A 25,277-nucleotide genomic window follows, 5' to 3' on the forward strand; every position below is an offset into this window, starting at 1 on the left:
GCGCATGCGCGCCCGCCGCAAGGCCCGCGAGCTCACGCCCATCGCCGACCGGACGGGAGAGATCCGCAAGAGCGACCTGCTGGTCTTCTCGACCTTCCGCAATGAGCATCTGCGCCTGCCATATTTTCTGGAGTATTACCGGGGTCTTGGCGTCGGTCACTTTCTGATGGTCGACAATGGCTCCACCGATGGCGGCGCCGAGTTTCTGGCCGAGCAGCCCGATGTCTCGCTGTGGCACACGACGGCCAGCTATAAGCGCTCGCGCTTCGGGGTAGATTGGCTGAACCACCTCGCCATGACGCATGGCGTGGGCCATTGGTGCCTGACGGTCGACCCCGACGAGCTGTTCGTCTTCCCCTTTTGCGACACGCGCCCGCTACGTGCGCTGACGGATTGGCTGGATGCCAGCTCGATCAAGAGCTTCTCGGCCATGCTGCTGGATATGTATCCGAAGGCCGGCGAGAGCGGACGGGCATATGCGGCGGGCGACGACCCCCTGCAGCTGGCTTGCTGGTTCGACAGCGCCAATTACATGATCCAGCGCAATCCCAAGCTCGGCAACCTGTGGATTCAGGGCGGCCCCAGGGCCCGAAGCTTCTTTGCCGACACGCCCGAGCATGCGCCCGCGCTCAACAAGATCCCGCTGGTGAAGTGGGACAGGTCTTGCGTTTACGACAGCTCGACCCATTGTCTGCTGCCGCGCGGCCTGAACGCCGTGTTCGATGAATGGGGCGGCGAGAAAGCTTCTGGCCTGCTGCTGCACACCAAGTTCCTCGGCACCTTCGGCGAGAAAGCGGCCGAAGAGCTGGAGCGCGGCCAGCATTACGCCGCCAGCCGCGAATACCGCGCCTATGCCGCCAGCGGCACGGCGGGCGAGCCGGATCTGTGGTGTCAGTGGAGCGAGCGCTATATCAACTGGCGCCAGCTCGAGATGCTGGGCCTGATGTCGAAGGGCAACTGGGCATGACTTCGGGCGGGGCGGGCGCCGCATGAGGCTGGGCGTCATCATGCTGGTGCACACGGCGTTGCACCGCGCCGAAGAGGTGATCCGCCGCTGGGTCGATGCCGATTGCCCCGTCGTGGTGCATGTCGATCGCAGCACCGCGCAGGAAGAATACACCCGCTTCGCCAGTGCCCTGGCCGATCTCGGCGGCATGGTCAGCTTCGCCCCGCGGCACCGCTGCGAATGGGGCACCTGGGGCATGGTCGCGGCAACCCAGGGCGCGGCGGAGCAGATGCTGCTCAAGCACCGCGACGTCGGGCATGTCTACCTCGCCTCCGGCTCCTGCCTGCCGCTGCGGCCGGTGGAAGAGCTGAAGGCCTATCTCGCCGCCCGGCCCGAGACGGATTTCATCGAAAGCGCCACCACGGCGGATGTGCCGTGGACGGTGGGGGGCCTCAGCGAAGAGCGCTTTACCCTGCGCTTCCCGTTCTCGTGGAAGCGGCATCGCAAGCTGTTCGACCGCTACGTGAATTTCCAGCGCCGCATCGGCTTTCGCCGCCGCATCCCGGCGGGGCTGGTGCCGCATATGGGCAGCCAGTGGTGGTGCCTCAGCCGCCGCAGCCTGACCGCCATCCTGACAGACCCGATGCGCCCGGTGCACGACCGCTACTTCCGCCGGGTCTGGATACCGGACGAGAGCTATTTTCAAACGCTGGTGCGGCTTTACTCCACGCAGGTCGAAAGCCGCTCGCTGACGCTGAGCAAGTTCGATTTTCAGGGCAAGCCGCACATCTTTTACGATGACCATCTGGAGCTTCTGCGCCGCTCGGATTGCTTCGTAGCCCGCAAGATCTGGCCGCATGCCGACCTGCTCTACGATACCTTCCTCGGCACCGCCCTGCCCAAGAAGGATGCCGAGCCTAACCCCGGCAAGATCGACCGTGTGTTCGCCAAGGCTGTCGAACGCCGGACGCGCGGGCGTCCCGGCCTTTACATGCAGTCGCGCTTTCCCAACGAGAATTGGGAGCATGGGATCACCAGCGCACGCTATTGCGTCTTCGAGGGCTTCGCCGAGCTCTTCGAGGATTTCGCGCCCTGGCTCGGCCGCCTGTCCGGCGGCAAGGTGCATGGCCATCTCTTCGCCCAAGACGGGGCGGAGTTCGACGGTGGCGGCACCCATGTGGCGGGCGCCCTCTCTGCCGCGCCCAAGCTGCGCGACTACAACCCCCGCATGTTCCTAACGAACCTCATCTGGGCGGCGCGGGGCGAGCGGCAGTGCTTCTCGTTCGGGCCAGCGGACAACCAGGCGATGTCCTGGGTGATCGCCAAGGATCAGAACGCCAACGTCGCCGTCATCTCCGGTGCCTGGGCGGTGAAGCTCTTCAAAGCCGGCGGCGATTTCGCCGACATCCGGGCCGAGGCCGCGCGCCTGCAAAAGCTCGAGGCCGATCATATCGCCGCCCTCCGCTCGCCCTATGCCAAGGCGCGCATCCGCGTCTGGACGATGGCGGAATTCGTCGAGGCCCCGACGGAGGCGCTGCAGCACGCCGCTGCCATGGTCTCGCCGATGGAGCTGGAATCGGCCGACCGGCACCTGACGGAGATGCCGAAGATGGTCGATCTCACCGGCTTCGGCCGCTTCCTGCAGCAGCTGAAGAACGAGGGCATGCACCCGCATCTGATGGGCGACTACCCGGTCGACCCCAGCGCGCTGGGCAAGCGCCGCCCCACCCGCAAGCCCTATCTGGTGCGCTAGGATGAGCCGCTTCGATGCCTTCGTCGTCTTCGCCGAAATGCGCACCGGCTCGAACTTTCTCGAGGCCAATCTCAACGCGCTGCCGGGGCTGCATTGCCATGGCGAGGCGTTCAACACCTACATCCTCGGCTCGCTGAAGGGCAAAGAGATCCTCGGGATCACCCAGGATCAGCGCGACGCCGACCCGATGCGCCTGGTCGAGGCCATTCGCGCCGCGCCGGGGCTGAACGGCTTTCGCTATTTCCACAACCACGACCAGCGTGTGCTGCGCCCGGTGCTGGACGATCCGCGCATCGCCAAGGTGGTGCTCACCCGCAACCCGCTGGATTGCTTCATCTCTCGCCGCATCGCCGATGCCACGGGCTACTGGAAGGTGACGGATGCCAAATCGGCCCAGCACCGCGCCAAGGCGGTGTTCGATGCGGAGAAGTTCGAAGAGCACATCGCGCGCGTGCAGGGCTTTCAGCAGGAGATCCTGAAGGCGCTGCAGGTGAGTGGGCAGACGGCCTTCTACCTCGACTACGAGGATCTGTTCGACCTTGGCACGATCAACGGCCTCGCCGCCTTCCTCGGGCTGGAGGCGCGGCTGGAGAGCTTCGACACCACGCTGAAGAAGCAGAACCCCGAGCCGCTGGCCGAACGGGTGGAGAATTTCGACGAGATGGAGGCGGCGCTGGCCGGCTACGACCGGTTCGATCTGTCCCGTACGCCCAATTTCGAGCCGCGGCGCGGCCCGGCGGTGCCGAGCTGGCTGGCGGCGGCGGACTCGTCGCTCATCTACTTGCCCATCGCCGGCACGCCGGTGCCCGCGGTGCGCAAATGGCTGCGCGATCTCGACGGCGCGCCGCCGCAGCGCGGCTTCAAGGGCAAGGAGCTGAAAGCTTGGCTCGCCGCCCACAAGGGTCACCGCAGCTTCACCGTGCTGCGCCATCCGCTCGCCCGCGCCCATGCCGCCTATTGCGAGCGCATCGCGCCGGGCGGGCCGGCGGCTTATGACGATCTGCGCCGGGTCCTCAAAGTCCAGTTCGGCCTCGATGCCGAGGCCGATCCGGCCGATGAAGCTGCGCACCGCGCCAACTTCCTGCAGTTCCTGCGCTTCGTCCGCTCGAACATCAACGGCCAGACGGCGCAGCGGATCGACCCGGCCTGGGCCAGCCAGGCCACCACGCTGCAGGGCTTCGCCACCTGGGCCATGCCCGATCTGGTGCTGCGCGAAGACGAGCTGCCCGAAGAGCTGCCGCGCCTGGCCCAGCGCCTCGGCCGCCCCGCCCCGCCGCTGGCAGAGCTTGACCCGCATCGCGCCCGCCTGATGGCCGTGCTCGATGACGAGCTGCAACAAGCCGCCCGGGCGGCCTATGCGCGTGATTACGAATTGTTGGGGTTCGGCGACCTTTGAAGCCCCCAGAAGGGGCGCCCACCAGCCCTCAGGCGGCCTGGTGGGCGTGCGTCTCGGTCAGGATCGCATAAAGCGTGGCCGGGTCAGTATTGGCCCGGAGTTTGGCACAGGTGCCGGCGTCGCGCAGCGTACGCGAGACGAGGGCGAGCGCCTTCAGGTGGTCAACGCCCGGCGCGTCAGGCGCGACCAGGGCGAAGACCAGATCGACCGGCTGCCGGTCGACCGCGTCGAACTCCAGCGGCTTCTCCAGCCGCATGAACAGCCCGACCACGTGGTCGAGCTGCTCGAGCCTTGCATGGGGCAGGGCCACGCCATTGCCAAAGCCCGTTGGCCCCAGCCCCTCACGCTCAAGCAGAGCTTCGGTGACATCGCCGGCCGGCAGCCCGTGACAGGCATGCGCGGTTTCGCCGAGATCATGAAACAACCGCTTCTTGCTCGAGACGGCGCTGACAACGCGCACGGCCTCGGGTTTGAGAATCTGACTCAGATCCATTCCACCGTCCAAATTGCCTAGGGCCGGGCGCTGCCTGCGGCCTCAGCTCGTGACTTGAGGGTCGATCCAGCCGATATTGCCGTCGTCGCGCTTGTGTACGACGTTGATCTGCCCGTGCTTCTCGTTGCGAAAGACCAGAACGCTGACATCGGCAAGCTCCATTTGCATGACAGCTTCGCCTACCGACAGCGACGGAATGTTCGTCTCCATTTCGGCGACGATCACCGGCGCCCAGCCATCTGCGTCTGTCTCTGTCGCTCCGTCTTCGTCATCTTCTGATGGCGCGAGGATATAAGAGCCTGCCATCATAAGTTCAACAGGCTCGACCCGCTCTTTGTGATGGTCTTTCAGCCTGCGTTTGTAGCGCCTGAGCTGCTTGTCCATCTTTTCGCCGGCGGCATCGAACGCCGCGTAAATCTCGGGAGCTGCGCCCTTTGCAGAAATGTTCAGGCCGGTGGACAGATGCACCACGGTCTCGCATTTGAATTCGTGGCCCGATTTCGAGAACACAATATTCGCATCGGTCGGTCGGCCCGGATATTTCGCGAAGGTCTCGTCCAGCTGGGTCGAGACATGCGTCTGCAGGGATTCGCCGATGTCAATTTGCTTGCCGCTGATCTGGTAGCGCATCTTAACTCCTTACCGTTCACCCGGGCCGGCCATGCCCGCCCGCCGCGCCGCAAGGCGCGTCGGCACTTCGTCCGGCCCGTTTGGTGGGTGGATGAGGACGCCCGGCCCGTCTGGCCCGCTGCGCCGAGTCGGGCGCCGCAAACCCTGCCAGACATGATGGTTCGGGAGCGTCATCAACCTGCATTGTGCGCGTATTGAGAGCCGTGTTGTCAAGCGCCAGCCGTGCCGGCTGAGGCTCAACTGACCCGGAAGGTTTGCCCAAGGTAAACCCGCCGCACGTTCTCATCGCGCACAACCTCCTCTGCCGTGCCGCTCATCAGGACACGGCCATCATGCAAGATGTAGGCGCGGTCGACGATTTCCAGCGTCTCCCGCACGTTGTGATCGGTGATCAGCACGCCAAGGCCGCGCGTCTTGAGCTGCGAGACCAGCTCGCGAATCTCGCCCACGGCGATCGGGTCGACCCCGGCGAAGGGTTCGTCGAGCAGCACGTACGAGGGGTTCGCGGCTAGGCACCGCGCGATCTCGGCTCGCCGCCGTTCGCCCCCGGAAAGCGCGAGCGCGGGGGTGCGGCGCAGGTGCGAGATGGAGAATTCCGTCAGCAGCTCTTCCAGCCGCTCGCGCCGGGCATGCGGGTCGGATTCGCTGATTTCCAGAATGGCGAGGATGTTGTTCTCAACGCTCATGCCGCGGAAAATGCTCATCTCCTGCGGCAGATAGCCGATGCCGAGCTTGGCGCGCCGGTACATCGGCAGGGCAGAGACATCGCGCCCGTCGAGGATCACCTGCCCGCCCTCCGGCAGCACCAGCCCGGCGATGGCGTAAAAGCAGGTCGTCTTGCCAGAACCGTTCGGCCCCAACAGCGCCGCCACCTCGCCCCGCCGCAGCTCCAGCGAGACATCACGGATCACCGGGCGCCGCCGATAGCTTTTGCGCAAGGAGATGACCCGCAGCCCGGCCTCGCCTTCGGTGACGGCGAGGTCTGCCATCACTCGTTGCCCTGGCTAAGCACGGTGCGCACGCGCCCCTCCATCCGGGCGGTGCCGGCGGCGAGGTCGATCACCGCGCTCTCGGCGCCTATGGCGCTTCGGCCCTGCTGCAACAGCACGTCGCCGGTGAGCGTGAGAAGCTGGGTGCCAAGGTCGTACTCGGCGTTGTCGGCTTCGGCCGCTTCGGTGGGGGTAGCGAAGGTGACGCCATCCGAGAGCATCAGCTGCGTGATGTCGCCGCTGGCATCGTCATAGATCACCCGCACCTGCCCGGCCGAGATACGCATCTCGCCCTGGCCGACGACGACATTGCCGCTGAAAACGGCCGAGCCATCTTCCTGGCTGATTTGCAGCGAGTCGGCCGTCACCTCGACATCGGCATTGGGGTCGACGTCGATCTGGCCGAGATCGAAACTCGACTGGGCGCTCGCGGGCAGGGCGAGCATCGCGAGAATGTAGGCAAGGCGCAGGCTGTTCATGGCTCTGTCTCTCCGTATTCCGAGGGGCGGTATACCAGCCGCACGCCGCCTGAGAAAACCAACTTGCCGGCATCCGCGCCGCCATAGGAGAAATGCGCCGCCTCGAGCTCGCCGAAGGGGGCACGCACGGCCAACGGCCCGAGCGATTCCACCCGGCCCGAGGCGAGGTCGGCGCGCACACCGTCCGTCTCCATCGCGTAGCCATTGGTGGTGATCAGCCGGGCCAATCCGGTCAGTTCTGCCTGCTGGGCGGGAACATCGAGCAAGCCGCCCTCCGCAGTGATCGACAGGCCCGTGCCATCGGCCGCGTCGAGCTGGCCCTTCGGGCGCACGATGAGGAAGCGTTCCTCGCCGTCCGGGCGGATTTCCTCTGCCGCGATGGCGATGGCCGAGCCGTCGCGGGCGACGCCGGCATAGGAGGGGCTCGCGAGGCGCTGCTCGCGGGCGATGGCCTCGACCTCGGCAAAAGGCACCTCGCCCGCCGGCTCGCGGCGGGTGAAGAGGAAGAGCGTCGACAGCAGGCCCAGCGCGATTAGCGGCAGCAGCACTTTCGACCACGAGACGAAGACGGAATAGAGATTGTCCGCCGCGGGCCGTCTGTCGCGGCGGGCCATGCCGGCGGCCCTAATGCGCGAAGATGTCGATCTCCGGCCAGCCGGCGAGATCGAGCTTCGCCCGCGTGGGCAGGAAATCGAACGCCGCCTGCGCCAGATCGGTGCGCCCCTCGCGGGCGAGCATCGCATTGAGCTTGTCCCTCAGGCGGTGCAGGTAGAGCACGTCGGAGGCGGCGTAATCGAGCTGGGCAGAGGTCAGCTTCTCGGCGCCCCAGTCGCTTTGCTGCTGATGCTTGGAAATGTCGACGTCGAGCATGTCCTGCAGCAGGATTTTCAGCCCGTGACGGTCGGTGAAGGTGCGCACCAGCTTGCTGGCGATCTTCGTGCAATAGACGGGCGCGGCGAGAGCGCCGAAGGCGTTGTACATCGCGGCGATGTCGAACCGGCCGAAGTGGAAGAGCTTCAGCACGTTCGGGTCTTCGAGCATGCGGGCGAGGTTGGGGGCCGAGGTCTGGCCGGGGGCGACCTGGATCAGGTGGCACTCGCCGTCGCCGCCCGACATCTGGATCAGGCAGAGCCGGTCACGATGCGGGTTTAGGCCCATCGTCTCGCAATCGATCGCCACGACCGGGCCGAGATCGAGCCCGTCCGGCAGGTCGCCCTGATAGAGATGATTGGCCATGAGATCCTCGCGCTTGAACGGTGCCCGCCATGTAAGCGCGGCGAGGGGGGCTGTCCACCGGGCGGGATGGAGGGCTTGCCTCTCTCATCCCCTTGCGACGTTCGAGCGCGGGGCGAGCGCCCGCCCGTGGGGTGGCGCCGGTGCGGTCATGCTAGGGTGCTTTATGCCGGCCGCATCCCTCAAAGTGGAGAGCGAGGCGCATACGACAGCCAGAGCGCCAGCCCGCCGGGACGGGCAGGCGCTCGCCCGGCGCCTGCGGCTTGATTCCGGGCGGGGTGTTGAGCGGCAAGGGCGAACAAAGCGCTAGACAGCTTTGCCTAGAGCAGTCCCGCCCCCCGCATCGCCTCTTCGATCGCCGTCTTCACCGGCGCCGACGGCGGCAGCAGCGGCGAGCGCACCTCTTCGCTGCACATCCCCAGCAGCGACAGCCCGTATTTGGCCCCCGCCAGCCCCGGCTCGGCGAAGATCGCCTCGTGCAGCGGCTGCAGCTTGTCCTGAATCGCCAGCGCCCCGGCGAAATCGCCCTTCAGCGTCAGCGCCTGCAGCTCGGCGCACAGCCGCGGTGCCACGTTGGCGGTCACCGAGATGCAGCCCACGCCGCCCTGGGCGTTAAAGCCGATGGCCGTCGGGTCCTCCCCGCTGAGCTGTATGAAATCCGGCCCGCAAAGCCGCCGTTGCCGCGGCACGCGCGACAGATCGGCAGTGGCATCCTTCACGCCCACAATCATCTCGTGCTTCGCCAGCTCGGCCATGGTGGCCGGTGTCATGTCGACTACCGAGCGCGGCGGGATGTTGTAGATGTAGATCGGCAGCCCGCAATCGGCGGCGGCGGTGAAATGCGCGATCAGCCCCGCCTGGGTGGGCTTGTTGTAATAGGGCGTCACCACGAGCGCCGCATCGGCGCCGTTGGCCTTGGCCGCCTTCACCAGCCGCACCGTCTCGGCCGTGTTGTTGCTGCCGGCGCCGGCTATCACCGGGATGCGCCCGGCGACATGCTCCACCACCTTCTTCACGACCAGATCGTGCTCGTCATGCGTCAGCGTCGGGCTCTCGCCGGTGGTGCCCACGGGCACAAGGCCATTGCTGCCCTCGGCGATATGCCAGTCGACGAGCCGTTTCAGCGCATCCAGATCGAGTTCGCCGTTCTTGAACGGCGTCACCAGGGCAGGAAGGGACCCTTTGATCATGGAACGCACACCTTTTTTGTTCGGGGCTCTCTGGCCCCCCTGAAAATCGGGCGGACCCTACGCGGCTTTCCGCGACCCGACAAGTTCGTGACTTTGCGCCCCGCTGCCCCTGCGGTACGCTCTCAAAAAAACGAGCGGTACATGTTGCGCGGTCTGACCTTGCCAGCCTTGCTTTGCCTTCTGCCTGGCCTCGCGCCGGCGCAGGACGCCTTTCAATCGGCCGTTCCCGCCATCGAGGCCGAGCAATGGGATGTCGCCGCCGCGCTGGCAGAGCCCGATGGCCCTGTGGCCGAGGCGCTGATCACCTGGATGCGCCTGCGCGAGGGCACCGCCACCTTCCCCGAATATGCCAGTTTCGTCGCCGATCACCCCGATTGGCCGGGGCTCGACAGGCTGCGGGCCGAGGGCGAGAAGCTCATCGGCGAGAACACCGCGCCCGAAGCCATCGCCGCCTATTTCGCCAGTGACAAACCGCAGACAGGCCAGGGCGCCGCCAAGCTCGCGCAGGCGCTGATCGACCTTGGCCGCGGGGAAGAGGCGCAGGCTGCCCTTGTCGACGGCTGGGTCGGGCTGGGCCTGGATGAAGAGGGCGAGGCCGCGATGCTAGAGGCCTTCGGCGCCGAGCTCGCCCCGCTCCACCCCGCCCGCGTAGATGCGATGCTCTGGCGCTGGCGTACGCGAGAGGCCGAACGGCTGCTGCCCTTCCTGAGCGAAAACGAGCGCCTGCTCGCCGAGGCCCGCATCGCGCTGATCCGGGGCGAGGGCGACGCGGCCGAGAAGGTCGCGGCCGTGCCCGCGCAGCTCGCCAGCCACCCCGGCCTTGCCGTCGACCGCATGAACCGCGCCGCCGATAGCGGCGACTACACGCAAGCCATCGCGATCATGAGCGCCCAGTCCGGCAGCGCCGCCTCGCTGGGCGAGCCCTTCCGCTGGGCGAGCTGGCGCGCGAGCCTGGCCCGCTGGCTGATGCGTGAGGGCCGCGCCCGCGAGGCCTACGATCTCGCCGCCAATCACCGGATGGAGGCGGACGGGACGCTCTATGCCGATCTGGAGTGGCTGGCCGGTTTCATCGCGCTGACCGATCTGGGCGATCCCGCTCTGGCCGATGGGCATTTCCGCAGCTTCCTCGCCGCAGTCGACGGGCCGATCTCGCTGTCGCGGGGCCATTACTGGCGCGGCCGGGCGCTGCAATTGCAGGGCGATGGCCCCGGCGCGACCGTCGAATTCCAGGCCGCCGCAGTGCACCAGACCGCCTTCTATGGCCTGCTGGCGACCGAGGCACTGGGCGGCAGCCTGTCGCCCGAACTGGCCGGCACCGGCCTGCCCGACTGGCGCGGCGCCGCCTTCCTGCAAACCGAGGTTGGCCGCGCGCTGGAACTGCTGCTGCCGGGCGAGGACTGGGTGACGAGCGCCCTCTTCACGCTGCGCCTCGGCGCCGATCTCGATGAGACGGGCCTACGCCAGCTCGCCGACCTGCTGATCGAGGATGCCCGGCCGTACCTTCTCACCATACTCGGCAAACAGGCCGCCGACCGGGGCATCCAGATCCCCGAGGCCTATTTCCCCATCCATCCGCTCACCGGGATGGATCTTCCGGTGGCGCCCGAGCTGGCGCTGTCGATCGCGCGGCGCGAATCGGAGTTCAACCAGTACGTCGGCAGCCCGGTCGGGGCGCAAGGGCTGATGCAGCTCATGCCCGGCACCGCCCGCGAAGTCGCGGTGAACCAGGGCCTCGACTACGATTACGACCGCCTCACCAGTGACTGGCGCTATAACGCCACGCTCGGCTCGACCTACCTCGCCGGCCTGCAGGAGGAGTTCGGCGAATCCCCCGTGATGATCGCCGCCGGCTACAATGCCGGCCCCTCGCGCCCCCACCAGTGGATGGAGGCGCGCGGCGACCCGCGCGACCCCGAGGCGAATGTCGACGTGATCGACTGGATCGAGCACATCCCCTTCACCGAGACGCGCAACTACGTGCAGCGCGTCGCCGAATCCCTGCCCGTCTACCAAGCTCGCCTGGGCGAAGCGCCCTCGGGCCCGCTGCACTTTCTCGCGCTGCTGCGGGGCGAGAAGCCGTTCGTCCGGCCCCGCTCGCGCCCGACGATGGCCGAACTCGAAGCGCTGCGCGTGCGCGCCATCGAGGCCCGGGCGACGGAGCTGGCGCCCGTCAGCACGGTACGGCCGCTGGCCCGTCCCTAAGGGGTCTTGGCCCGCCTCTCCGCTACTCCCCCGGACGGAATCAAGCCCGCAGGCGCCGGGGCACCTGCGATCCCGTGACGCGGCGTTTGCGTTTGCGTGGCGGCGGGGGGTCGCTAGCCTCCGGCACAAGTGAGGTTTTCCATGCCCTATGTGCCAACGCTCGACGATTTCCGCCTCCTGCTGCGATCGCTGACGCAGTACGATGCCATCACCGCCACGCCCCGCTTCTCTGAAGCTGGCGGCGACACGGCAGAGGCGATCCTGACCGAGGCGGCCCGGCTCGCCTCGGATGTCCTCGCCCCGCTTCAGCGCCCCGGCGACCTGCACCCCGCCAGGCTCGAGAACAGCATCGTGCGCACACCGCCCGGCTTTGCTGAGGGCTTCCGCGCCATCGCCGAGGGCGGCTGGATCGGCATCTCGGCCGAGGAAAGCTCGGGCGGCATGGGCCTGCCCCTCACCCTCACCACCGCCGTCAACGACATGTTCTCCGGCGCCTGCCTTGCCCTGCAACTCGCCCCGCTGATGAGCCAGGGCCAGATCGAGGCGCTGGAGCACCACGCCTCGGACGAGCTGAAGGCGCTGTACCTGCCCAAGCTCACCTCCGGCGAGTGGATGGGCACCATGAACCTGACAGAGCCGCAGGCCGGCTCTGACGTCGGCGCGCTGACGACGAAGGCCGAGCCCAAGGGCGACGGCACCTATGCCATCACCGGCCAGAAGATCTACATCACCTGGGGCGACAACGACTTCACCGAGAATGTCTGCCATCTCGTCCTCGCCCGCCTGCCGGACGGCCCGGCGGGCACCAAGGGCATCTCGCTTTTCATGGTGCCGAAGCTGATCCCCAACGAGGACGGCACCCCCGGCGAGGCCAACAGCTTCCGCGTCGTGTCGCTCGAGCACAAACTCGGCCTGCATGGCTCCCCCACCGCGGTGATGAGCTACGAGGGCGCCACCGGCTGGCTCGTCGGCGCCGAGCATGGCGGCATGGCGGCGATGTTCACCATGATGAACAACGCCCGCCTCGGCGTGGGAACGCAGGGCATCGGCGTCGCCGAGGCTGCCACGCAGGCCGCGCTCGCCTATGCGACCGACCGCAAGCAGGGCCGCGCCGGCGGGCGGGGCACCATCATCGAGCATACCGACGTGCGCCGCATGCTCTCTACCATGCGCGCGCAAACCTACGCCGCCCGCGCCATCGCACTGATGTGCGCCGGCGCGCTCGACATGGCCAAGGCCACCGGCGAGCCCGGCTGGGCCGCCCGCGCCGCGCTGCTCACGCCCATCGCCAAGGCCTTCGGCACCGATACCGGCTGCGAGGTCGCGCAGATGGGCATCCAGGTGCATGGCGGCATGGGCTTCATCGAGGAAACCGGCGCCGCCCAGTTCGCCCGCGACGTGCGGGTGACGGCGATCTACGAGGGCACAAACGGCATCCAGGCGCTCGATCTGGTCGGGCGCAAGCTCGCCGACGGCGGCGAGGCCGCCTTCGCGCTGATCGATACGGTGATCGCCGAGGCCGTCGCTTCTAAGAGCGAGATGCCCGAGATGGCAGATGCGCTCTGGCAGGCCGCAGAATCGCTCCGCGAGGCGACGGAGTACCTTCTGGCGATGGAGCCGCATGCGCGCGGTGGCGTGGCCGTGCCGTTCCTGCGGGCCTTCGCGCTGGTGCTCGGCGGGCAGGCGCATTTGTGCGCCGCGCGCCATGGCGGGCCGGAGCGGGTGTCGCTCGCGGGGTTCTACCTGCGCCGGATGCTGCCGGAGCATGCGGGCCTGCTCGCCCATGTGCGCGAGGCCGGCACCGGCGGCCTGCCCACGGCAGACGAGCTGCTGGCGTGACCGAGCTGACCCATCCGTTCGAGACTGCGCCCGGCATCGGCGAGATGTGGGAGGTGGCCGACCGGCTCTATTGGGCACGCCTGCCGCTGCCCATGAAGCTCGACCACGTCAATCTCTACATCGCCGATGAGGGCGACAGCTGGACGCTGATCGACACGGGTCTCAACTGGGCCAAGGGACGCGCCGCGCTGGAGGCGCTGCTGGACGGGCCGATGGCGGGCAAGCCCGTGGCCCGCGTCATCGTCACCCATCACCACCCCGATCACGTCGGACTTGCCGGCTGGATGATCGAGCGCGGTGCCGAACTCTGGATGCCGCGCACCGGCTGGATGCTCGCCCGGATGCTGGTGCTGGATGTCGAAGAGGCGCCCACGCCCGAGGCCATGGCCTTCTGGCGCCGCGCCGGGATGGACGCGGCCGAGCTGGCCGCGCGCGAGGGGCAGCGGCCCTTCAACTTTGCCGATATCGTCGCCCCCCTTCCGGCCGGCTACCGGCGGCTGCAGGAGGGCGAGGTGATCCGCCTCGCCGGGCGCGACTGGCGGGTGCGCATGGGCGGCGGCCACGCGCCCGAGCAGGCAACCTTCTGGGCCGAGGATGAGCCGCTGGTGATCGGCGCCGACCAGCTTTTGCCGCGCATCTCGCCCAACATCTCCGTCCACCAGTTCGAGCCGGATGCCGACCCGCTGGCGGAGTGGTTCGAGAGCTGCGAGCGCCTCGCCGTGTTCGCCACGCCCGAGCAGCTCGTCCTGCCCGGGCACCGCCTGCCCTATCGGGGCCTGCCCTTCCGCATGCGCCAGCTCGCCGACAACCACGTGGGCGCCCTGGCCCGGCTGATGGAATTCCTCGCCGAGCCGAGGGTGGGGCATGAGTGCTTTCCGGTGCTTTTCGCGCGCGAGATCGGGCGCGACAGCTACACGCTGGCCCTCGGTGAAACGCTCGCCCATCTCAACCACCTATGGCTGCGCGGCGACGTGAGCCGGGAGGAGGTCGATGGCGTGTGGCACTGGCAGGCGTTGTGAGGTCGCAGCGCGAAGGTCGGCTCCGATCTCGCTCTCCACAAATGCTCCGGTAGCCGGGCGGTCGCCTGCCCGTGGGGTGTCGCCGCTCTCTCTCCGCTACAGCGCTTTATGACCGCAACGCCCCTCCTCGTGGCCAGCTCAGCGCATACGACAGCCAGAGCGCCTACGGGTTGATTCCGGGCGGGGAGAGCAGCGGCAGCGGTATGACGCTGCGCCCCATCCACCTTCGCGACACCACGTCTCTTCAACCGCCCACCTCAGGGGCTGACACCGCCGGACGGATCGGCTAGATCAGCCGAGGAACGCGTTCAGGAGCGACGGACATGGCCGAACACAAGCATGGCGAAATGGATACCACTGCGCAGGAGGCCACCTTCGACGGCTTCATGAAGCTGGTCAGCCGGTCGGCCATCGTCATCATCATCGCCCTGATCTTCCTCGCCCTCATCGGCGCGTAACCCAGCCGATGCAGCGCCGCACCTTCCTGATCGGCCTGCCTCTGGCCGCGGCCGGCTGTGGTGCGGGCGAAGCTGTCTGGGCGCCGGACGAGTTCGTCCAGCGTGTCACCTATCGCCACCCTGGCCCACCGCAGCTCACGCTCTTCACGGTGCGCAGCACGGCCGATGACCGCGGCGCGCATACGGGCCTGATGATCAACGCCAGCCAGCGCATCATCTTCGACCCCGCCGGAACGTTCGAGCACGAGACGATCCCCGAGCGAAACGACGTGTTCTTCGGCATCACGCCCGCCGTCGAGATGCTCTATATGAAGTTCCACGCCCGGGTGACGTATTACCTCGTCCGCCAGGATCTCATCGTCTCCGACGCCATCGCCGAGCAGGCGCTCCAGCTCGCCCTCGCCGCCGGCCCGGTGCCGAAGGCCGGCTGCGCGCGCGCCACGGCGGGCATCCTGCAGCAGCTTCCCGGCCTCGGGAGCATCCGCAAGACGCTCTACCCCGAAAACCTCGAAGCCCAGTTCACCAAGATCCCCGGTGTCGTAACCTCGTACTTCCACGAAGAGGATGAGGACGACCGCTTCCTCGAGCTGGAACGATACGATCCCGTCGCCGCCGCGGCCGAGGCGGAAGAGCGCGCCGCCGACCGCTAGCCCTGCAGCCAGAGCCCGGCGTACAGCGCCACCGCCCCCGCCACCATCGCCCAGACAGCCGACTTGCCCAGGTAACCGGCCACCAGCGCCACCAGCGCGGCCACCAGCCGCGGGGGGTCGAGCTGGCCATCCGTTGCGCTCGGCCAGATCACCAGCGGCGCGACGAGGCCGGGGATCACGGCGACGGGCGTGTAGCGCAGGTGCCGCAGCACCCAGGGCGGCATCTTCCGCTCGCCGATCAGGCCGAGGAAGGAATAGCGGATCAGGAAGGTCCCGATGCCGAGGCCGACGATGACGATCCACATCGTGCCGTGCGAGATCATGCCGCTGCCCCCTTCCGCCGCTCCATCCAAAGCTCGACCTGCGCGCCCGCCATCATGGCCAGCACCGCCGAGATGAGCAGCCCGAAGCCCGAGGGCAGCCCCGCCAGCAACAGCGCGAACACGATCGAGACGAAGGCCGCCGCGATGTGTGCCGGCGTACGCAGCGCCGGGGCGATCAGCGACAGGAAGGCGATGGGCATGGCGAAATCGAGCGCGAAGCTGTCGGGCACGTTCTGCCCCGTCAGCGCCCCAATGATCGTGGTGACATACCAGACCGGCATGATGACAGAGGCGGTGCCGAGGTAGTAGCCCAGCCGCTGACCGAGGCTCCAACCCGGGTTCTGCTCATAGCGCACCATCGAGAGGGCATAGGTCTGGTCGACCATGAGATAGGCGGCAAACATGCGTTTCAGCGGCGGCAGCCCGCCCAGCCAGGGCGTGAGCGAGGCGGAATACATCGCCATGCGCAGGTTCACGGCGAAGCCGGTGATGATGGCAATCAGCGCCGTGCCGTGATCCTGCAGCACCGACAGGGCGGCCAGCTGCGAGGCGCCGGCGACGACGATGAAGGAAAAGGAGAAGATTTCCAGCAGGTTCAGCCCGGCCTCAGCCGAAACGACGCCGAACAGAAACGCAAAAGGGCCGACGACGATGACGAAGGGCAGAGCGTCGCGCACGCCACGGCCAAAGATCGATCCGGTACTGGGCTCGCTCATCACATCTGGCCTTCGCGGGGGGTCACTTTCGCAGGTAGACCCAGATCGCGACGAGTGCAATCAGACCCGGCGCCGCAGGCTCACGCCGGGCCGATATGGCCGCGCACGCCGCCGGTCTGGCCCCGGTCGAGCAACAGGTGGTCGAGCAGCACCGCCGCCATCATCGCCTCGCCCACCGGCACCGCGCGGATGCCGACGCAGGGGTCGTGCCGGCCCTTGGTGATCAGCTCCACCGGCTCGCCGTCCACCGTGATCGACTGGCGCGGCGACAGGATCGAAGAGGTCGGCTTCACCGTGAAGCGCACCACCACCGGCTGGCCGGAGGAGATGCCGCCGAGAATGCCGCCGGCGTGGTTCGAGCTGAACGAGAGCCCCTCGTTCTCGCCCCAGAACAGCTCGTCGGCATTGTCGCGGCCCGTCAGCGCCGCCGCGCCGAAGCCCGCGCCGATCTCGACGCCCTTCACCGCGTTGATGCTCATCATCGCCGCCGCCAGCTCGGTGTCGAGTTTGCCATAGACGGGGGCGCCAAGGCCGGCGGGCACGCCCTCGGCCACCACCTCGATCACGGCGCCGACGGAATTGTGGTCGTCTTTGCGCAGCCAGTCGAGATAAGCGGCCCATTCCTCCACCGCGCCCGGATCGGGGCACCAGAAGTCGTTGCGGCCGATCTCGGCGAGGTCCATCCGGCTCCGGTCGATGCCCTTCTCGCCCATCTGCACCATGTAGCCGGTGATCTTCAGGTCCGGCACCAGCGCACCCAGCGCGGCGCGCGCCACGCCGCCCGCCGCCACCCGCGCCGCCGTCTCGCGGGCAGAGCTGCGCCCGCCGCCGCGCGGATCGCGCAGGCCGTATTTCAGGTGATAGGTCAGGTCGGCATGGCCGGGGCGGAACTGCTTCGCGATGTCGCTGTAATCCTTCGACCTTTGATCGGTATTGCGGATCATCAGAGAGATCGGCGTGCCGGTCGTCTGCCCCTCGTAGGTGCCCGAGAGGATTTCCACCTCGTCGGGCTCCTTGCGCTGGGTCGTATGCTTCGACTGGCCGGGGCGGCGGGCATCGAGCCAGGGCTGGATGTCGGATTCGGTCAGGGCGATGCCCGGCGGGCAGCCATCCACCACGGCGCCGAGCGCCTTCCCGTGGCTCTCGCCCCAGGTGGTGACGCGGAAGAGGTGGCCGTAGCTGTTCTGGCTCATGGGGCGGCTCCTTGGCAGGCGGGCCATCTCTAGGGCCATGCGCGGGCTATCGCAAACCCCCTCGGGCTTGCGTCGGCTGCGGGCAGGGAACATCGGCTCGCCAATGTAGGGTGAGTTCTCAACCCAAGCCCCCGGCAAGCCCCAAGCGCCAACCTCGCACGCCGGCCCGTGGGGTGGCGCCACAACCGTTCCGCTATCGTGCTTTATGCCCGCAAAGCCCCTCCTCGCGGCGAGCTCCGCGCCAACGTCACCAGAGCGCCAGCCCGCCGGGACGGGCCGGCGCTCGCGCGGCGCCTGCGGCTTGATTCCGCGCGGGGGAAGGAGCGGGAACGGGTTGCTCATAAGCGACAAGGGCCCCCCTACCCGGCTCCCCTTCCTGCTCACCCCCCCTTGCGCCCGCCCGCCCGATCCCTATCTTCCGCCTCACCTCGGGGGACCCGGCTGTGATGCCGGGCTGAGATGCGGAGATCCGCGAACCCGTTGAACCTGAACCGGTTAGAACCGGCGGAGGGAAGGTACGAGCGCTCGATACCGCTCTCATGCCGTCTTTCCGCCCCGCATGAGAGGACCGCACGATGCGCACCATTCTCGCCACGGGGCTGAGCTTCGCTGCCACCGCAGCCATGGCCCAGACGCCCGAACTCACGATCTACACCTACGACAGCTTCGTCGCCGATTACGGCCCCGGCCCGGTGATCGAGGAAAACTTCGAGGCCACCTGCGGCTGCGATGTCCGCTTCGAGGCCTTCGGCGACGGCGCCGCCCTGCTCTCCCGGCTCCGGCTGGAAGGGGGCAGCACCGACGCCGACATCATCCTCGGGCTGGATACCAACCTCACCGCCGAAGCCACCGCGACCGGCCTCTTCGCGCCGCACGGCATCGAAACCCCGGCCCTCGACATCCCCATCGAATGGACCGACCCCACCTTCCTGCCCTATGACTGGGGCTACTTCGCCTTCATGGGCGACGCCTCCATCGAGGCGCCCACCTCGTTCCGCGAGCTGGCCGACAGCGACATCCAGGTGGTGATCGAGGACCCGCGCTCCTCCACCCCCGGGCTCGGGCTCGTCTACTGGGTCGAGGCCGCCTACGGCGACGAGGCCCCCGCGATCTGGGAGGCGCTCAGCGACAACATCCTCACCGTCACCCCCGGCTGGTCGGAGGCCTACGGCCTCTTCACCGAGGGCGAGGCGGATGCGGCGCTCTCCTACAATACGTCGGAGGCCTACCACCTCGTCGCCGAGGACGATGACACCAAGGTCGCCTGGCCGTTCGAGGAGGGGCACTACATGCAGGTCGAGGTGGCCGGCAAACTCGCCTCCACCGACGTGCCGGAGCTGGCCGACGCCTTCCTCGCCTTCATGTTGACCGACGGCTTCCAGGGCCCGATCCCCGAGACGAACTGGATGTTCCCGGTCGTCCTGCCCGAAGGCGGGCTCGGCGAGGGCTGGCAGGGGCTGGTGATGCCGGAGACGGCGCTGCTCTACTCCCCCGAAGAGGCGCAGGCCCGCCGCGAGGAGGCCATCGAGACGTGGCGCACGGCGCTCTCGCAATAAGGCCGCGCCTGCCCGGATGGGCCGCGTCCCTCGCGGTGCTGGCCTTCGTGCTGGTGCCGCTGGGGGCCGTGGCCCTGCGCGCCGGGGGGGCGGGGATGCCCTCCCCCGGCGACTGGGCGGCGTTCCGTTTCACGCTCTGGCAGGCTGGGCTCTCCGCCCTCCTCTCCTGCCTCTTCGCCGTGCCCGTCGCCCGCGCCCTGATGCGCCGCCGTTTCCCCGGCCGGTCGCTCTTCATCAGCCTGATCGGCGCGCCGTTCATCCTGCCGGTGATCGTCGCCGTCTTCGGCCTCGTCGCCATATTCGGCCGCAACGGCTGGCTCAACGCGGCCCTCGGCCCGCTCGGCATGCCGCCGCTTTCCATCTACGGCGCGCATGGCGTCATCCTCGCCCATGTCTTCTTCAACCTGCCGCTGGCGACCCGGATGCTCCTCTCCGGCTTCGCCTCGATCCCGGGGGAGCACTGGCGGCTGGCCGAAGCGCTGGATCTCCCCCGCTTCCGCTTTCTCGAATGGCCGATGCTGCGGGACCGCCTGCCCGGGGCGTTCCTCCTGATCTTCCTCATTTGCCTGACGAGCTTCGCCGTCGCGCTCACCCTCGGCGGCGGCCCCCGGGCGACGACGCTGGAGCTCGCGATCTACCAGGCGCTCCGCTTCGAGTACGATCTCGGCAAGGCCGCCCTCATGGCCGCCGCGCAATGCGGCGTCTGCCTGATCGCGCTGGCCCTCGCCCGCCGCGTCGCGCTCGCCCCCGTCGCCGCCCCCGGCCTCGGCCTGCCACCGCGACTGCCGCCCGGCCCCCTCTGGCTCGACGCGCTCGTCATCGCCCTCGCCGGCGCCTTCCTCCTCCTGCCGCTCGCCGCCGTCGTCACCTCCGGCCTCGCCGGTATCGCGGAGCTGCCGCCGACGATCTGGCGCGCCGCCCTCCGCTCGCTGATCGTCGCGCTCTCGGCCACCGCCCTCTCCATGGCGCTCGCCCTTCTCATGGCGCGCTCCGGCGGGCGTCTGGCGGAGGTCGCCTCCGCCCTGCCGCTGGCCGCCTCGTCGCTCGTCACCGGCACGGGGATATTCATCATCCTCTTCCGCCTCATCCGGCCGGAGGCGCTGGCCCTACCCGCCACCATCGCCGTCAACGCCGTCATCGCCCTGCCCTTCGCCTACCGCATCCTGCGCCCGGCGCTGCAGCAGGCGGAGATGAACTACGGCCGCCTCGCCGACCAGCTGGGCCTCGCCGGCCTCTCCCGCTGGCGCCTCATGCTCGCCCCCCTCGCGCGTGGCCCCATCGGCTTCGCCGCCGGCCTGATCGGCGCCATGGCGATGGGCGATCTCGGCGTCATCGCCCTCTTCGCGAGCCAGGAGCAGCAGACGCTGCCGCTCGCCATGTCGCGCGCCATGGGCGCCTACCGGATGGAGGAGGCGGCGGGCGCCGGGCTCCTCCTCGTCATCATGGCCTTCGGGCTGTTCTGGATCTTCGACCGGGGAGGCCGCGATGCCCGCTGACGGATTGGCCCTTCAGGCCCTCACCCTCACACAGGGCGGCTTCACGCTCTCCGCCGATCTCACGATCCCCGAGGGCCAGACCATCTCCGTCATGGGCCCCTCCGGCGGCGGCAAGTCGACGCTGCTCTCCGGCATCGCCGGCTTCCTCGCGCCTGCCTCGGGCCGCATCCTCTGGCAGGGGGAGGACGTCACGGACGCCGCCCCCGCCCAGCGCCCGGTGACCATGCTCTTTCAGGAGCACAACCTCTTCCCCCACCTGACCCTCGCCCAGAACGTCGGCCTCGCCCTCGGCCCGTCGCTCAAGCACGCCGCCTCCCCGAAGGTGGCCGACGCCCTGTCGCGGGTCGGGCTGGAAAACCTCGGCCCTCGCCGCCCGGCGGAGGTCTCCGGCGGCCAGCGCAGCCGCGCCGCGCTTGCCCGCATCCTCTTGGCCGACAAGCCGCTGGTACTGATGGACGAGCCCTTCGCCGCGCTCGGCCCCGGCCTCAAGGCCGAGATGCTGGCGCTGGTGACCGCGACGCTCCGCCCGGCGGGCAAGACGCTGTTGATGGTCACGCATGACCCGGCGGATGCCCGCGCCATCGCCGATCAGGTGATCGTGGTGGAAGACGGGCGCGCCCTGCCACCCGCGCCCACGGGCGCGCTGCTCGACGATCCACCGCCGGGACTTGCCGCCTATCTCGGGCGCTGAGCCTCCGCCTGAGCCTCGGTCCACGCCAGCGCCAGCCGCACCGGCAGGCTCATCCGCGCCAGCGCCCGGTCGAGCTTTTGGCGCAGCGCCTCCGGGCCGGTGAAGAGATGGCCCACGTCTAGCAGCCCGCCGGTGATCGTCACCGACAGCGTGGCCCCGCCGCCCGACTGGTAGACGCGAAAGAGATGCGCCCCCTCCGGCACCTCCGCCGCCGTGGCGGCAAAGGCGGCGGCCGCATCGAACGCCAGTGCCTCCCCGCCGCGCGCATAGGCGGCGAGCGGGCGCCCCTCATGCTCGAACTGCTCCGCCTCTTCAAAGCCTTCCGGCGGCGCCGCCATGCGCTCGATCATCTTTCGAAGGAGGGCATTGTCCGGCATGCGCCCCAAGGGGTCGCCCACGAAAACCTCCGCCACGCCCGCCGGCTCGAAGGCCACGACCAGCCCGTCGAAGACGGTGCTGCTGTTCTCGCCGCCGGTGCGCAGGCGAAGGTCCCACGCGGTGAAGCTCACCCCGGCGACCTCGCCCGACAGGATGTCATCGTCGCGAACGCTGGCAGCGTTCTTCGAGACCAGCCCCTTGGCCTGCAGCTCATTCACCGGCGCCCGCCCCCAGCGATGCGTCAGCCCCACCGCCCCCGCCAGCACCGGCAGGATGCGCCGGCTCTGCCGGTCGCGCAGCCGCGCGTTGAGCGCGATGGGAGCATAGACAAGCGCCGCCACGGCGAAGAAGAAGATCACCCAGAAGGTCTCGCCAGCGAGGCCCAGCAGCAGCCCGGCGGCGAACAGGATCGCGGCCCCGGCATAGAGCGCGCCCAGCCAAGTCAGATAGCGGCGCCGCTCCGCCTCGTAATCCGCCATGATGCGGGCGAGTTGCTCTGCGTCCATCTCGCGTGGGGGTGCTGCCGCCATCAGATCGCCTCCCGTTTCATCTCCTTATAATACGGAAGCGCCTCGGCCACCAAATCCGCAGCGCGGCCCGTGAGCTCCGGCAGCGGCCCCTCGGCCCCGGCGAAGCCGTTCGAGGCGTGCACGGCCGGGTACCAATGGCGCGCCCAGATGCCATCCTCGGGCCGCCCGCCCTTCGGCCAGCTCAGCATCGCCTCCGTCCACGGCAGGCCCACCTCGGCGCAAAGCCTGGCCAGCGCCGCCGCCGGATCGGCGCGGATGTCGGCGCTGTCGATCACCGGGCCGGGCAGCCGGCGCCACATCTGCACCTGCTGCCGGTAGCCGAGCTCTTCGAGGTCCGGCAGGTCGCGCTTGGCGCCGTAGCTCGCCACCACCCGCGCCGGGTGGCGGATGAGATGGGCGTTCACGCAGCCCTCCGCCCAGCCGAGGGGGAAGCCCTGCGGCATCTGGTGCGGCATGACCTTGAGGTAGAGATGCGGGCGGCCGCCGGGGATCGGACCGGCCAGCGCCTCGGCCACCGCCTGCGCGTCGCACACCATGTCGGCGATGATCTCGCCCCGCATCGGGTGATCCGCGCCGCTCGTCTTGAGCCACGCCCCGTAGAACGGCTCGTCGACCACCGCGCAGTCGCCCCGCGCGGCGAAGCTGTACATCATCGCGGTCGAGAGGTTCCGCGGCCCGCTCCACATGGCCAGCCTCACGCGCCCACCAGCGCCTTGTAGAGCCCGCGAATGCGCTCCGTCACCGGCCCGAGCTGCCCGGTGCCGATCACCCTGCCGTCGATCTGCGACACCGGCGTCTGCGCGCCGAAGGTGCCGGTGAGGAAGGCCTCGTCGGCGCCGTAAGTGTCGACCAGGCTGAAGTTCTTCTCGAAGACCGGGATGCCGGTCTCGCGGCAGAGCTGGATGACCTTCGCCCGCGTGATGCCGTTCATGCAGTAATCGCCCGTCGAGGTCCAAACCTCACCCTTGCGCACGATGAAGAAATTGCAGGCATTGGTGGTGTTCACGAACCCATGCACATCCAGCATCAGCGCCTCGTCCGCCCCCGCCTTCTCGGCGGCGATGCAGGCGAGGATGCAGTTGAGCTTGGAATGGGAGTTCAGCTTCGGGTCCTGGCTCATCGGCAGGCCCCGGATATGCGGCACCGTCGCCAGCCTGATCGGCCGGCCGATGGCGGGTTTGCTGTGCTCCATGATGATGGCCACCGTGGGGCCGGAGCGGGACAGCGACGGGTGCTGGAACGGCCGGTGCTTCACGCCCCGCGTCACCATCAGGCGGGCATGGGCATCGCCGGTCATCTCATTGGCGGCCCGCGTCTCTTCCAGCGCATCGGCCACCTGATCGGGCGTCATGCCGATATCGAGGTCGATCGCCTTGGCCGCCTCGAACAGCCGCGCCAGGTGCTCATCGAGGAAGGACCAGCCACCGGGATACAGCCGCAGCCCCTCCCATACGCCATCGCCGAGCATGAAGCCGGAATCATAAACGGAGACCAAGGCCTCCGCTTTCGGAACGATCCTGCCGTTCAGCCAGAGGAGGATGCGCTCGTTGCGGGCATCCTCCTCGGACATATGTGTGGAAACCTCTGCCATGGCGCCACTTTTCAGCGCCGCCGGGGCAGAGGCAAGGGACTTAGTTCGACGAGTCTTCCGCGGCCTCGTCGTCCGTCGCGCCGTCTTCGCCTTCCATCTCGTCCGTGGGCGTCAGGCTCGAGAGGAACGCCCAGATGTCATAGGCGTCTTCTTCGCGGCGAACCTGGAAGGCCATCTTCGAGCGGGCCGAGCTGTCGTCAAGATGGGCGCGCAGGAAGCCGGTGGGGTCTTGCACGTATTCGACGAACCACTCCTGGGTCCAGGGATGGCCCTCTTCGGCGCCGACTTCCGGCAGATAGTCGGAATAGCGGAAGTCTTCCTGGCTGCCGACGGCGCGCTGGTTGAGCGCGTAGAGGTTGGGACCAGTGCGGGCGCTGCGGCCGGCAATGGTTTCGCCCTCGTCATCGACAACGACGTGGCACGCCACGCACTGACGGGAGAACAGGGATTCGCCGCTTTCGGCGTCTCCCATCATCTCGTCCTGGGCAAAGGCCGGGGCGGTAACGAGCGCGGCAAGGCCCGCGAGAATGATCGGCTTCATGAATTCCTCCTGCTTGTCCTGGCCATAAAGATGGCCATTTGGCGTTGAACATAATGCGTAGGGAGGCTGACGCCAGCCTGATCGGGCGGCAAATTGCCGCGACGGCTCTCGCTTCTCCCAATGAGGGTTATTCGATTTCCGAACGAAGGGGGATACCGGTGGCTGCCCCGGCCCGCGTGACCTTCAGCGCCGCGGCTTTCTGGGCAAGGCCGATGGCCGCCTCCATCGCCATCCCCTCACCCAGACCGGCGAGCAGATATCCGGCGAAAGTGTCGCCCGCCGCAGTGGTATCGACGGGGGAGACCTTGATGGCCGGAAAATCGCGCGCGCCGTCCACGCCGTGCCAAGTGACCCCGTCGCCGCCGCGCGTGACGATCACATCCGCCACGCCCAGCGCCGCGGGGGCATCGCCCGTGGCGTCCTCAAGCTGGCTGGCCTCGACGGCATTGAGGATCAGCAGATCGGTCTGCGGGAGAATCGCCTGTGTCGCGGCGGCGTCGAACGGGGCCGCGCAGTAACAGATGCGCAGGCCGGCCTTGTGGGCCAGGGCGGCGGCCTCGATCTGCATGTTGGTCTCGTTCTGCGTCACGAACAGATCGCCGGGCTTGGCACCCTCCAGCGCCGCAGCCACCTCGCCCTCGGTCAGCGACAGGTTGGCGCCGGGCAGCAGCACGATGGCATTCTCGGCGCCCTCGTCGACCGTGATGATCGCGTGGCCCGTCGGCCCGCCCCGCCGCGCCACATGGGCGAGCGACACGCCGTGACGCTCTAGCTCGGCCAGCGCCAGCCCGCCGCCCTCGCCGACGGCGCCGATATGCACGACCTCCGCCCCCGCTTTCGCCGCAGCAACGGAAAGGTTGGCGCCCTTGCCGCCGAGGCCCTGCGAGACATCGGTGGAGGCCAGAGTTTCCCCCGGCGCCGGGATGTGCGGCACGCGGTACACATGGTCGATATTGATCGAGCCGAGATTATAGATCGTCATGGT

Annotated in this window: 26 protein-coding genes and 1 riboswitch; of the genes, 11 read left to right on the plus strand and 15 right to left on the minus strand. The window is 68.4% G+C overall.

What is annotated here, in order from left to right; genetic code table 11:
• The first annotated feature begins 4 nt into the window (after positions 1–4).
• From ACXN5S_RS01410 to ACXN5S_RS01420, 3 genes are read left to right on the plus strand one after another with little or no spacing between them, the layout of a single operon-like run.
• Positions 5–967, plus strand: a complete 963-nt coding sequence (locus ACXN5S_RS01410) for a glycosyltransferase family 2 protein (RefSeq protein WP_458603596.1) — start codon at positions 5–7, stop codon at positions 965–967.
• Between the two features lie 22 nt (positions 968–989).
• Entirely contained in the window at positions 990–2,699 is a 1,710-nt protein-coding gene (locus ACXN5S_RS01415) for a DUF5927 domain-containing protein (RefSeq protein ID WP_458603597.1), read from the plus strand.
• Position 2,700: 1 nt separating this feature from the next.
• Positions 2,701–4,095: a nodulation protein NodH gene (locus ACXN5S_RS01420; protein ID WP_458603598.1), complete on the plus strand. Its 1,395-nt coding sequence runs from the start codon at positions 2,701–2,703 to the stop codon at positions 4,093–4,095.
• 28 nt (positions 4,096–4,123) lie between these two features.
• On the opposite strand, the gene ACXN5S_RS01425 is transcribed toward ACXN5S_RS01420, so the two are convergent.
• The 7 genes from ACXN5S_RS01425 to dapA all read right to left on the minus strand — a co-directional run bounded on the left by ACXN5S_RS01425 (position 4,124) and on the right by dapA (position 9,109).
• Entirely contained in the window at positions 4,124–4,588 is a 465-nt protein-coding gene (locus ACXN5S_RS01425; protein ID WP_458603599.1) for a PTS sugar transporter subunit IIA, read from the minus strand.
• A gap of 42 nt (positions 4,589–4,630) precedes the next feature.
• Positions 4,631–5,218, minus strand: a complete 588-nt coding sequence (gene hpf / locus ACXN5S_RS01430; RefSeq protein ID WP_458603600.1) for a ribosome hibernation-promoting factor, HPF/YfiA family — start codon at positions 5,216–5,218, stop codon at positions 4,631–4,633.
• A gap of 236 nt (positions 5,219–5,454) precedes the next feature.
• Positions 5,455–6,207, minus strand: coding sequence for an LPS export ABC transporter ATP-binding protein (lptB, locus tag ACXN5S_RS01435; RefSeq protein WP_458603601.1), 753 nt, complete (start codon positions 6,205–6,207; stop codon positions 5,455–5,457).
• Positions 6,207–6,686 carry an LptA/OstA family protein gene (locus ACXN5S_RS01440; protein ID WP_458603602.1) on the minus strand — a complete coding sequence of 160 codons (480 nt, stop codon included), beginning with the start codon at positions 6,684–6,686 and terminating at the stop codon, positions 6,207–6,209. The genes lptB and ACXN5S_RS01440 overlap by 1 nt, the downstream gene beginning before the upstream one ends.
• Positions 6,683–7,300, minus strand: a complete 618-nt coding sequence (locus tag ACXN5S_RS01445) for a hypothetical protein (RefSeq protein WP_458603603.1) — start codon at positions 7,298–7,300, stop codon at positions 6,683–6,685. Before ACXN5S_RS01445 ends, ACXN5S_RS01440 begins: the two co-directional genes overlap by 4 nt.
• Before the next feature lie 10 nt (positions 7,301–7,310).
• On the minus strand, positions 7,311–7,922 hold the full coding sequence (locus tag ACXN5S_RS01450) for a ribonuclease D (protein ID WP_458603604.1): 612 nt from the start codon (positions 7,920–7,922) through the stop codon (positions 7,311–7,313).
• 317 nt (positions 7,923–8,239) lie between these two features.
• Positions 8,240–9,109, minus strand: coding sequence for a 4-hydroxy-tetrahydrodipicolinate synthase (dapA, locus tag ACXN5S_RS01455; RefSeq protein ID WP_458603605.1), 870 nt, complete (start codon positions 9,107–9,109; stop codon positions 8,240–8,242).
• A 141-nt stretch (positions 9,110–9,250) separates the two neighbouring features.
• Between dapA and ACXN5S_RS01460 the strand changes: the two genes are divergently transcribed.
• The 5 genes from ACXN5S_RS01460 (at position 9,251) to ACXN5S_RS01480 (ending at position 15,277) form a co-directional block, all read left to right on the plus strand.
• Positions 9,251–11,311 carry a lytic transglycosylase domain-containing protein gene (locus tag ACXN5S_RS01460; protein WP_458603606.1) on the plus strand — a complete coding sequence of 687 codons (2,061 nt, stop codon included), beginning with the start codon at positions 9,251–9,253 and terminating at the stop codon, positions 11,309–11,311.
• A gap of 141 nt (positions 11,312–11,452) precedes the next feature.
• On the plus strand, positions 11,453–13,150 hold the full coding sequence (locus tag ACXN5S_RS01465; RefSeq protein WP_458603607.1) for an acyl-CoA dehydrogenase: 1,698 nt from the start codon (positions 11,453–11,455) through the stop codon (positions 13,148–13,150).
• Positions 13,147–14,169 (plus strand): MBL fold metallo-hydrolase, encoded by a 1,023-nt coding sequence (locus tag ACXN5S_RS01470; protein ID WP_458603608.1) that lies wholly within the window; start codon positions 13,147–13,149, stop codon positions 14,167–14,169. Before ACXN5S_RS01465 ends, ACXN5S_RS01470 begins: the two co-directional genes overlap by 4 nt.
• A gap of 323 nt (positions 14,170–14,492) precedes the next feature.
• Positions 14,493–14,627, plus strand: coding sequence for an aa3-type cytochrome c oxidase subunit IV (locus ACXN5S_RS01475; protein ID WP_458603609.1), 135 nt, complete (start codon positions 14,493–14,495; stop codon positions 14,625–14,627).
• Between the two features lie 8 nt (positions 14,628–14,635).
• Positions 14,636–15,277, plus strand: a complete 642-nt coding sequence (locus ACXN5S_RS01480; protein WP_458603610.1) for a hypothetical protein — start codon at positions 14,636–14,638, stop codon at positions 15,275–15,277.
• On the opposite strand, the gene ACXN5S_RS01485 is transcribed toward ACXN5S_RS01480, so the two are convergent.
• From ACXN5S_RS01485 to aroC, 3 genes are all read right to left on the minus strand, one after another.
• Complete coding sequence (locus tag ACXN5S_RS01485; RefSeq protein ID WP_458603611.1) at positions 15,274–15,600, minus strand: AzlD domain-containing protein; 327 nt, start codon at positions 15,598–15,600, stop codon at positions 15,274–15,276. The genes ACXN5S_RS01480 and ACXN5S_RS01485 overlap by 4 nt on opposite strands.
• Complete coding sequence (locus ACXN5S_RS01490) at positions 15,597–16,316, minus strand: AzlC family ABC transporter permease (RefSeq protein ID WP_458603612.1); 720 nt, start codon at positions 16,314–16,316, stop codon at positions 15,597–15,599. The genes ACXN5S_RS01485 and ACXN5S_RS01490 overlap by 4 nt, the downstream gene beginning before the upstream one ends.
• Positions 16,317–16,396: 80 nt before the next feature.
• Positions 16,397–17,509 (minus strand): chorismate synthase, encoded by a 1,113-nt coding sequence (gene aroC / locus ACXN5S_RS01495; protein ID WP_458603613.1) that lies wholly within the window; start codon positions 17,507–17,509, stop codon positions 16,397–16,399.
• Positions 17,510–17,928: 419 nt separating this feature from the next.
• A riboswitch (TPP riboswitch) is annotated at positions 17,929–18,039 on the plus strand.
• A 45-nt stretch (positions 18,040–18,084) separates the two neighbouring features.
• On the opposite strand from aroC, the gene thiB reads away from it, so the two are divergent.
• The 3 genes from thiB to ACXN5S_RS01510 are packed head-to-tail and all read left to right on the plus strand — an operon-like array spanning position 18,085 to position 21,252.
• The gene (gene thiB / locus ACXN5S_RS01500) at positions 18,085–19,065 is read left to right on the plus strand and encodes a thiamine ABC transporter substrate binding subunit (RefSeq protein ID WP_458603614.1); all 981 of its coding nucleotides are present in this window, start codon (positions 18,085–18,087) and stop codon (positions 19,063–19,065) included.
• The gene (locus ACXN5S_RS01505; RefSeq protein ID WP_458604067.1) at positions 19,062–20,561 is read left to right on the plus strand and encodes a thiamine/thiamine pyrophosphate ABC transporter permease ThiP; all 1,500 of its coding nucleotides are present in this window, start codon (positions 19,062–19,064) and stop codon (positions 20,559–20,561) included. The genes thiB and ACXN5S_RS01505 overlap by 4 nt, the downstream gene beginning before the upstream one ends.
• Positions 20,551–21,252: a thiamine ABC transporter ATP-binding protein gene (locus ACXN5S_RS01510; protein ID WP_458603615.1), complete on the plus strand. Its 702-nt coding sequence runs from the start codon at positions 20,551–20,553 to the stop codon at positions 21,250–21,252. The genes ACXN5S_RS01505 and ACXN5S_RS01510 overlap by 11 nt, the downstream gene beginning before the upstream one ends.
• Here ACXN5S_RS01510 and ACXN5S_RS01515 read toward each other — a convergent pair.
• From ACXN5S_RS01515 to ACXN5S_RS01535, 5 genes are all read right to left on the minus strand, one after another.
• Entirely contained in the window at positions 21,237–22,160 is a 924-nt protein-coding gene (locus tag ACXN5S_RS01515; RefSeq protein ID WP_458603616.1) for a hypothetical protein, read from the minus strand. The genes ACXN5S_RS01510 and ACXN5S_RS01515 overlap by 16 nt on opposite strands.
• The gene (locus ACXN5S_RS01520; RefSeq protein WP_458603617.1) at positions 22,160–22,858 is read right to left on the minus strand and encodes a sulfotransferase-like domain-containing protein; all 699 of its coding nucleotides are present in this window, start codon (positions 22,856–22,858) and stop codon (positions 22,160–22,162) included. The genes ACXN5S_RS01515 and ACXN5S_RS01520 overlap by 1 nt, the downstream gene beginning before the upstream one ends.
• Positions 22,855–23,751 (minus strand): D-amino acid aminotransferase, encoded by an 897-nt coding sequence (locus ACXN5S_RS01525; protein WP_458603618.1) that lies wholly within the window; start codon positions 23,749–23,751, stop codon positions 22,855–22,857. Before ACXN5S_RS01525 ends, ACXN5S_RS01520 begins: the two co-directional genes overlap by 4 nt.
• Before the next feature lie 40 nt (positions 23,752–23,791).
• Positions 23,792–24,292 carry a c-type cytochrome gene (locus tag ACXN5S_RS01530; protein ID WP_458603619.1) on the minus strand — a complete coding sequence of 167 codons (501 nt, stop codon included), beginning with the start codon at positions 24,290–24,292 and terminating at the stop codon, positions 23,792–23,794.
• A 127-nt stretch (positions 24,293–24,419) separates the two neighbouring features.
• Positions 24,420–25,274: a ribokinase gene (locus ACXN5S_RS01535; protein WP_458603620.1), complete on the minus strand. Its 855-nt coding sequence runs from the start codon at positions 25,272–25,274 to the stop codon at positions 24,420–24,422.
• Positions 25,275–25,277 lie beyond the last annotated feature (3 nt).

This window comes from Pseudoroseicyclus sp. H15, assembly GCF_054353345.1.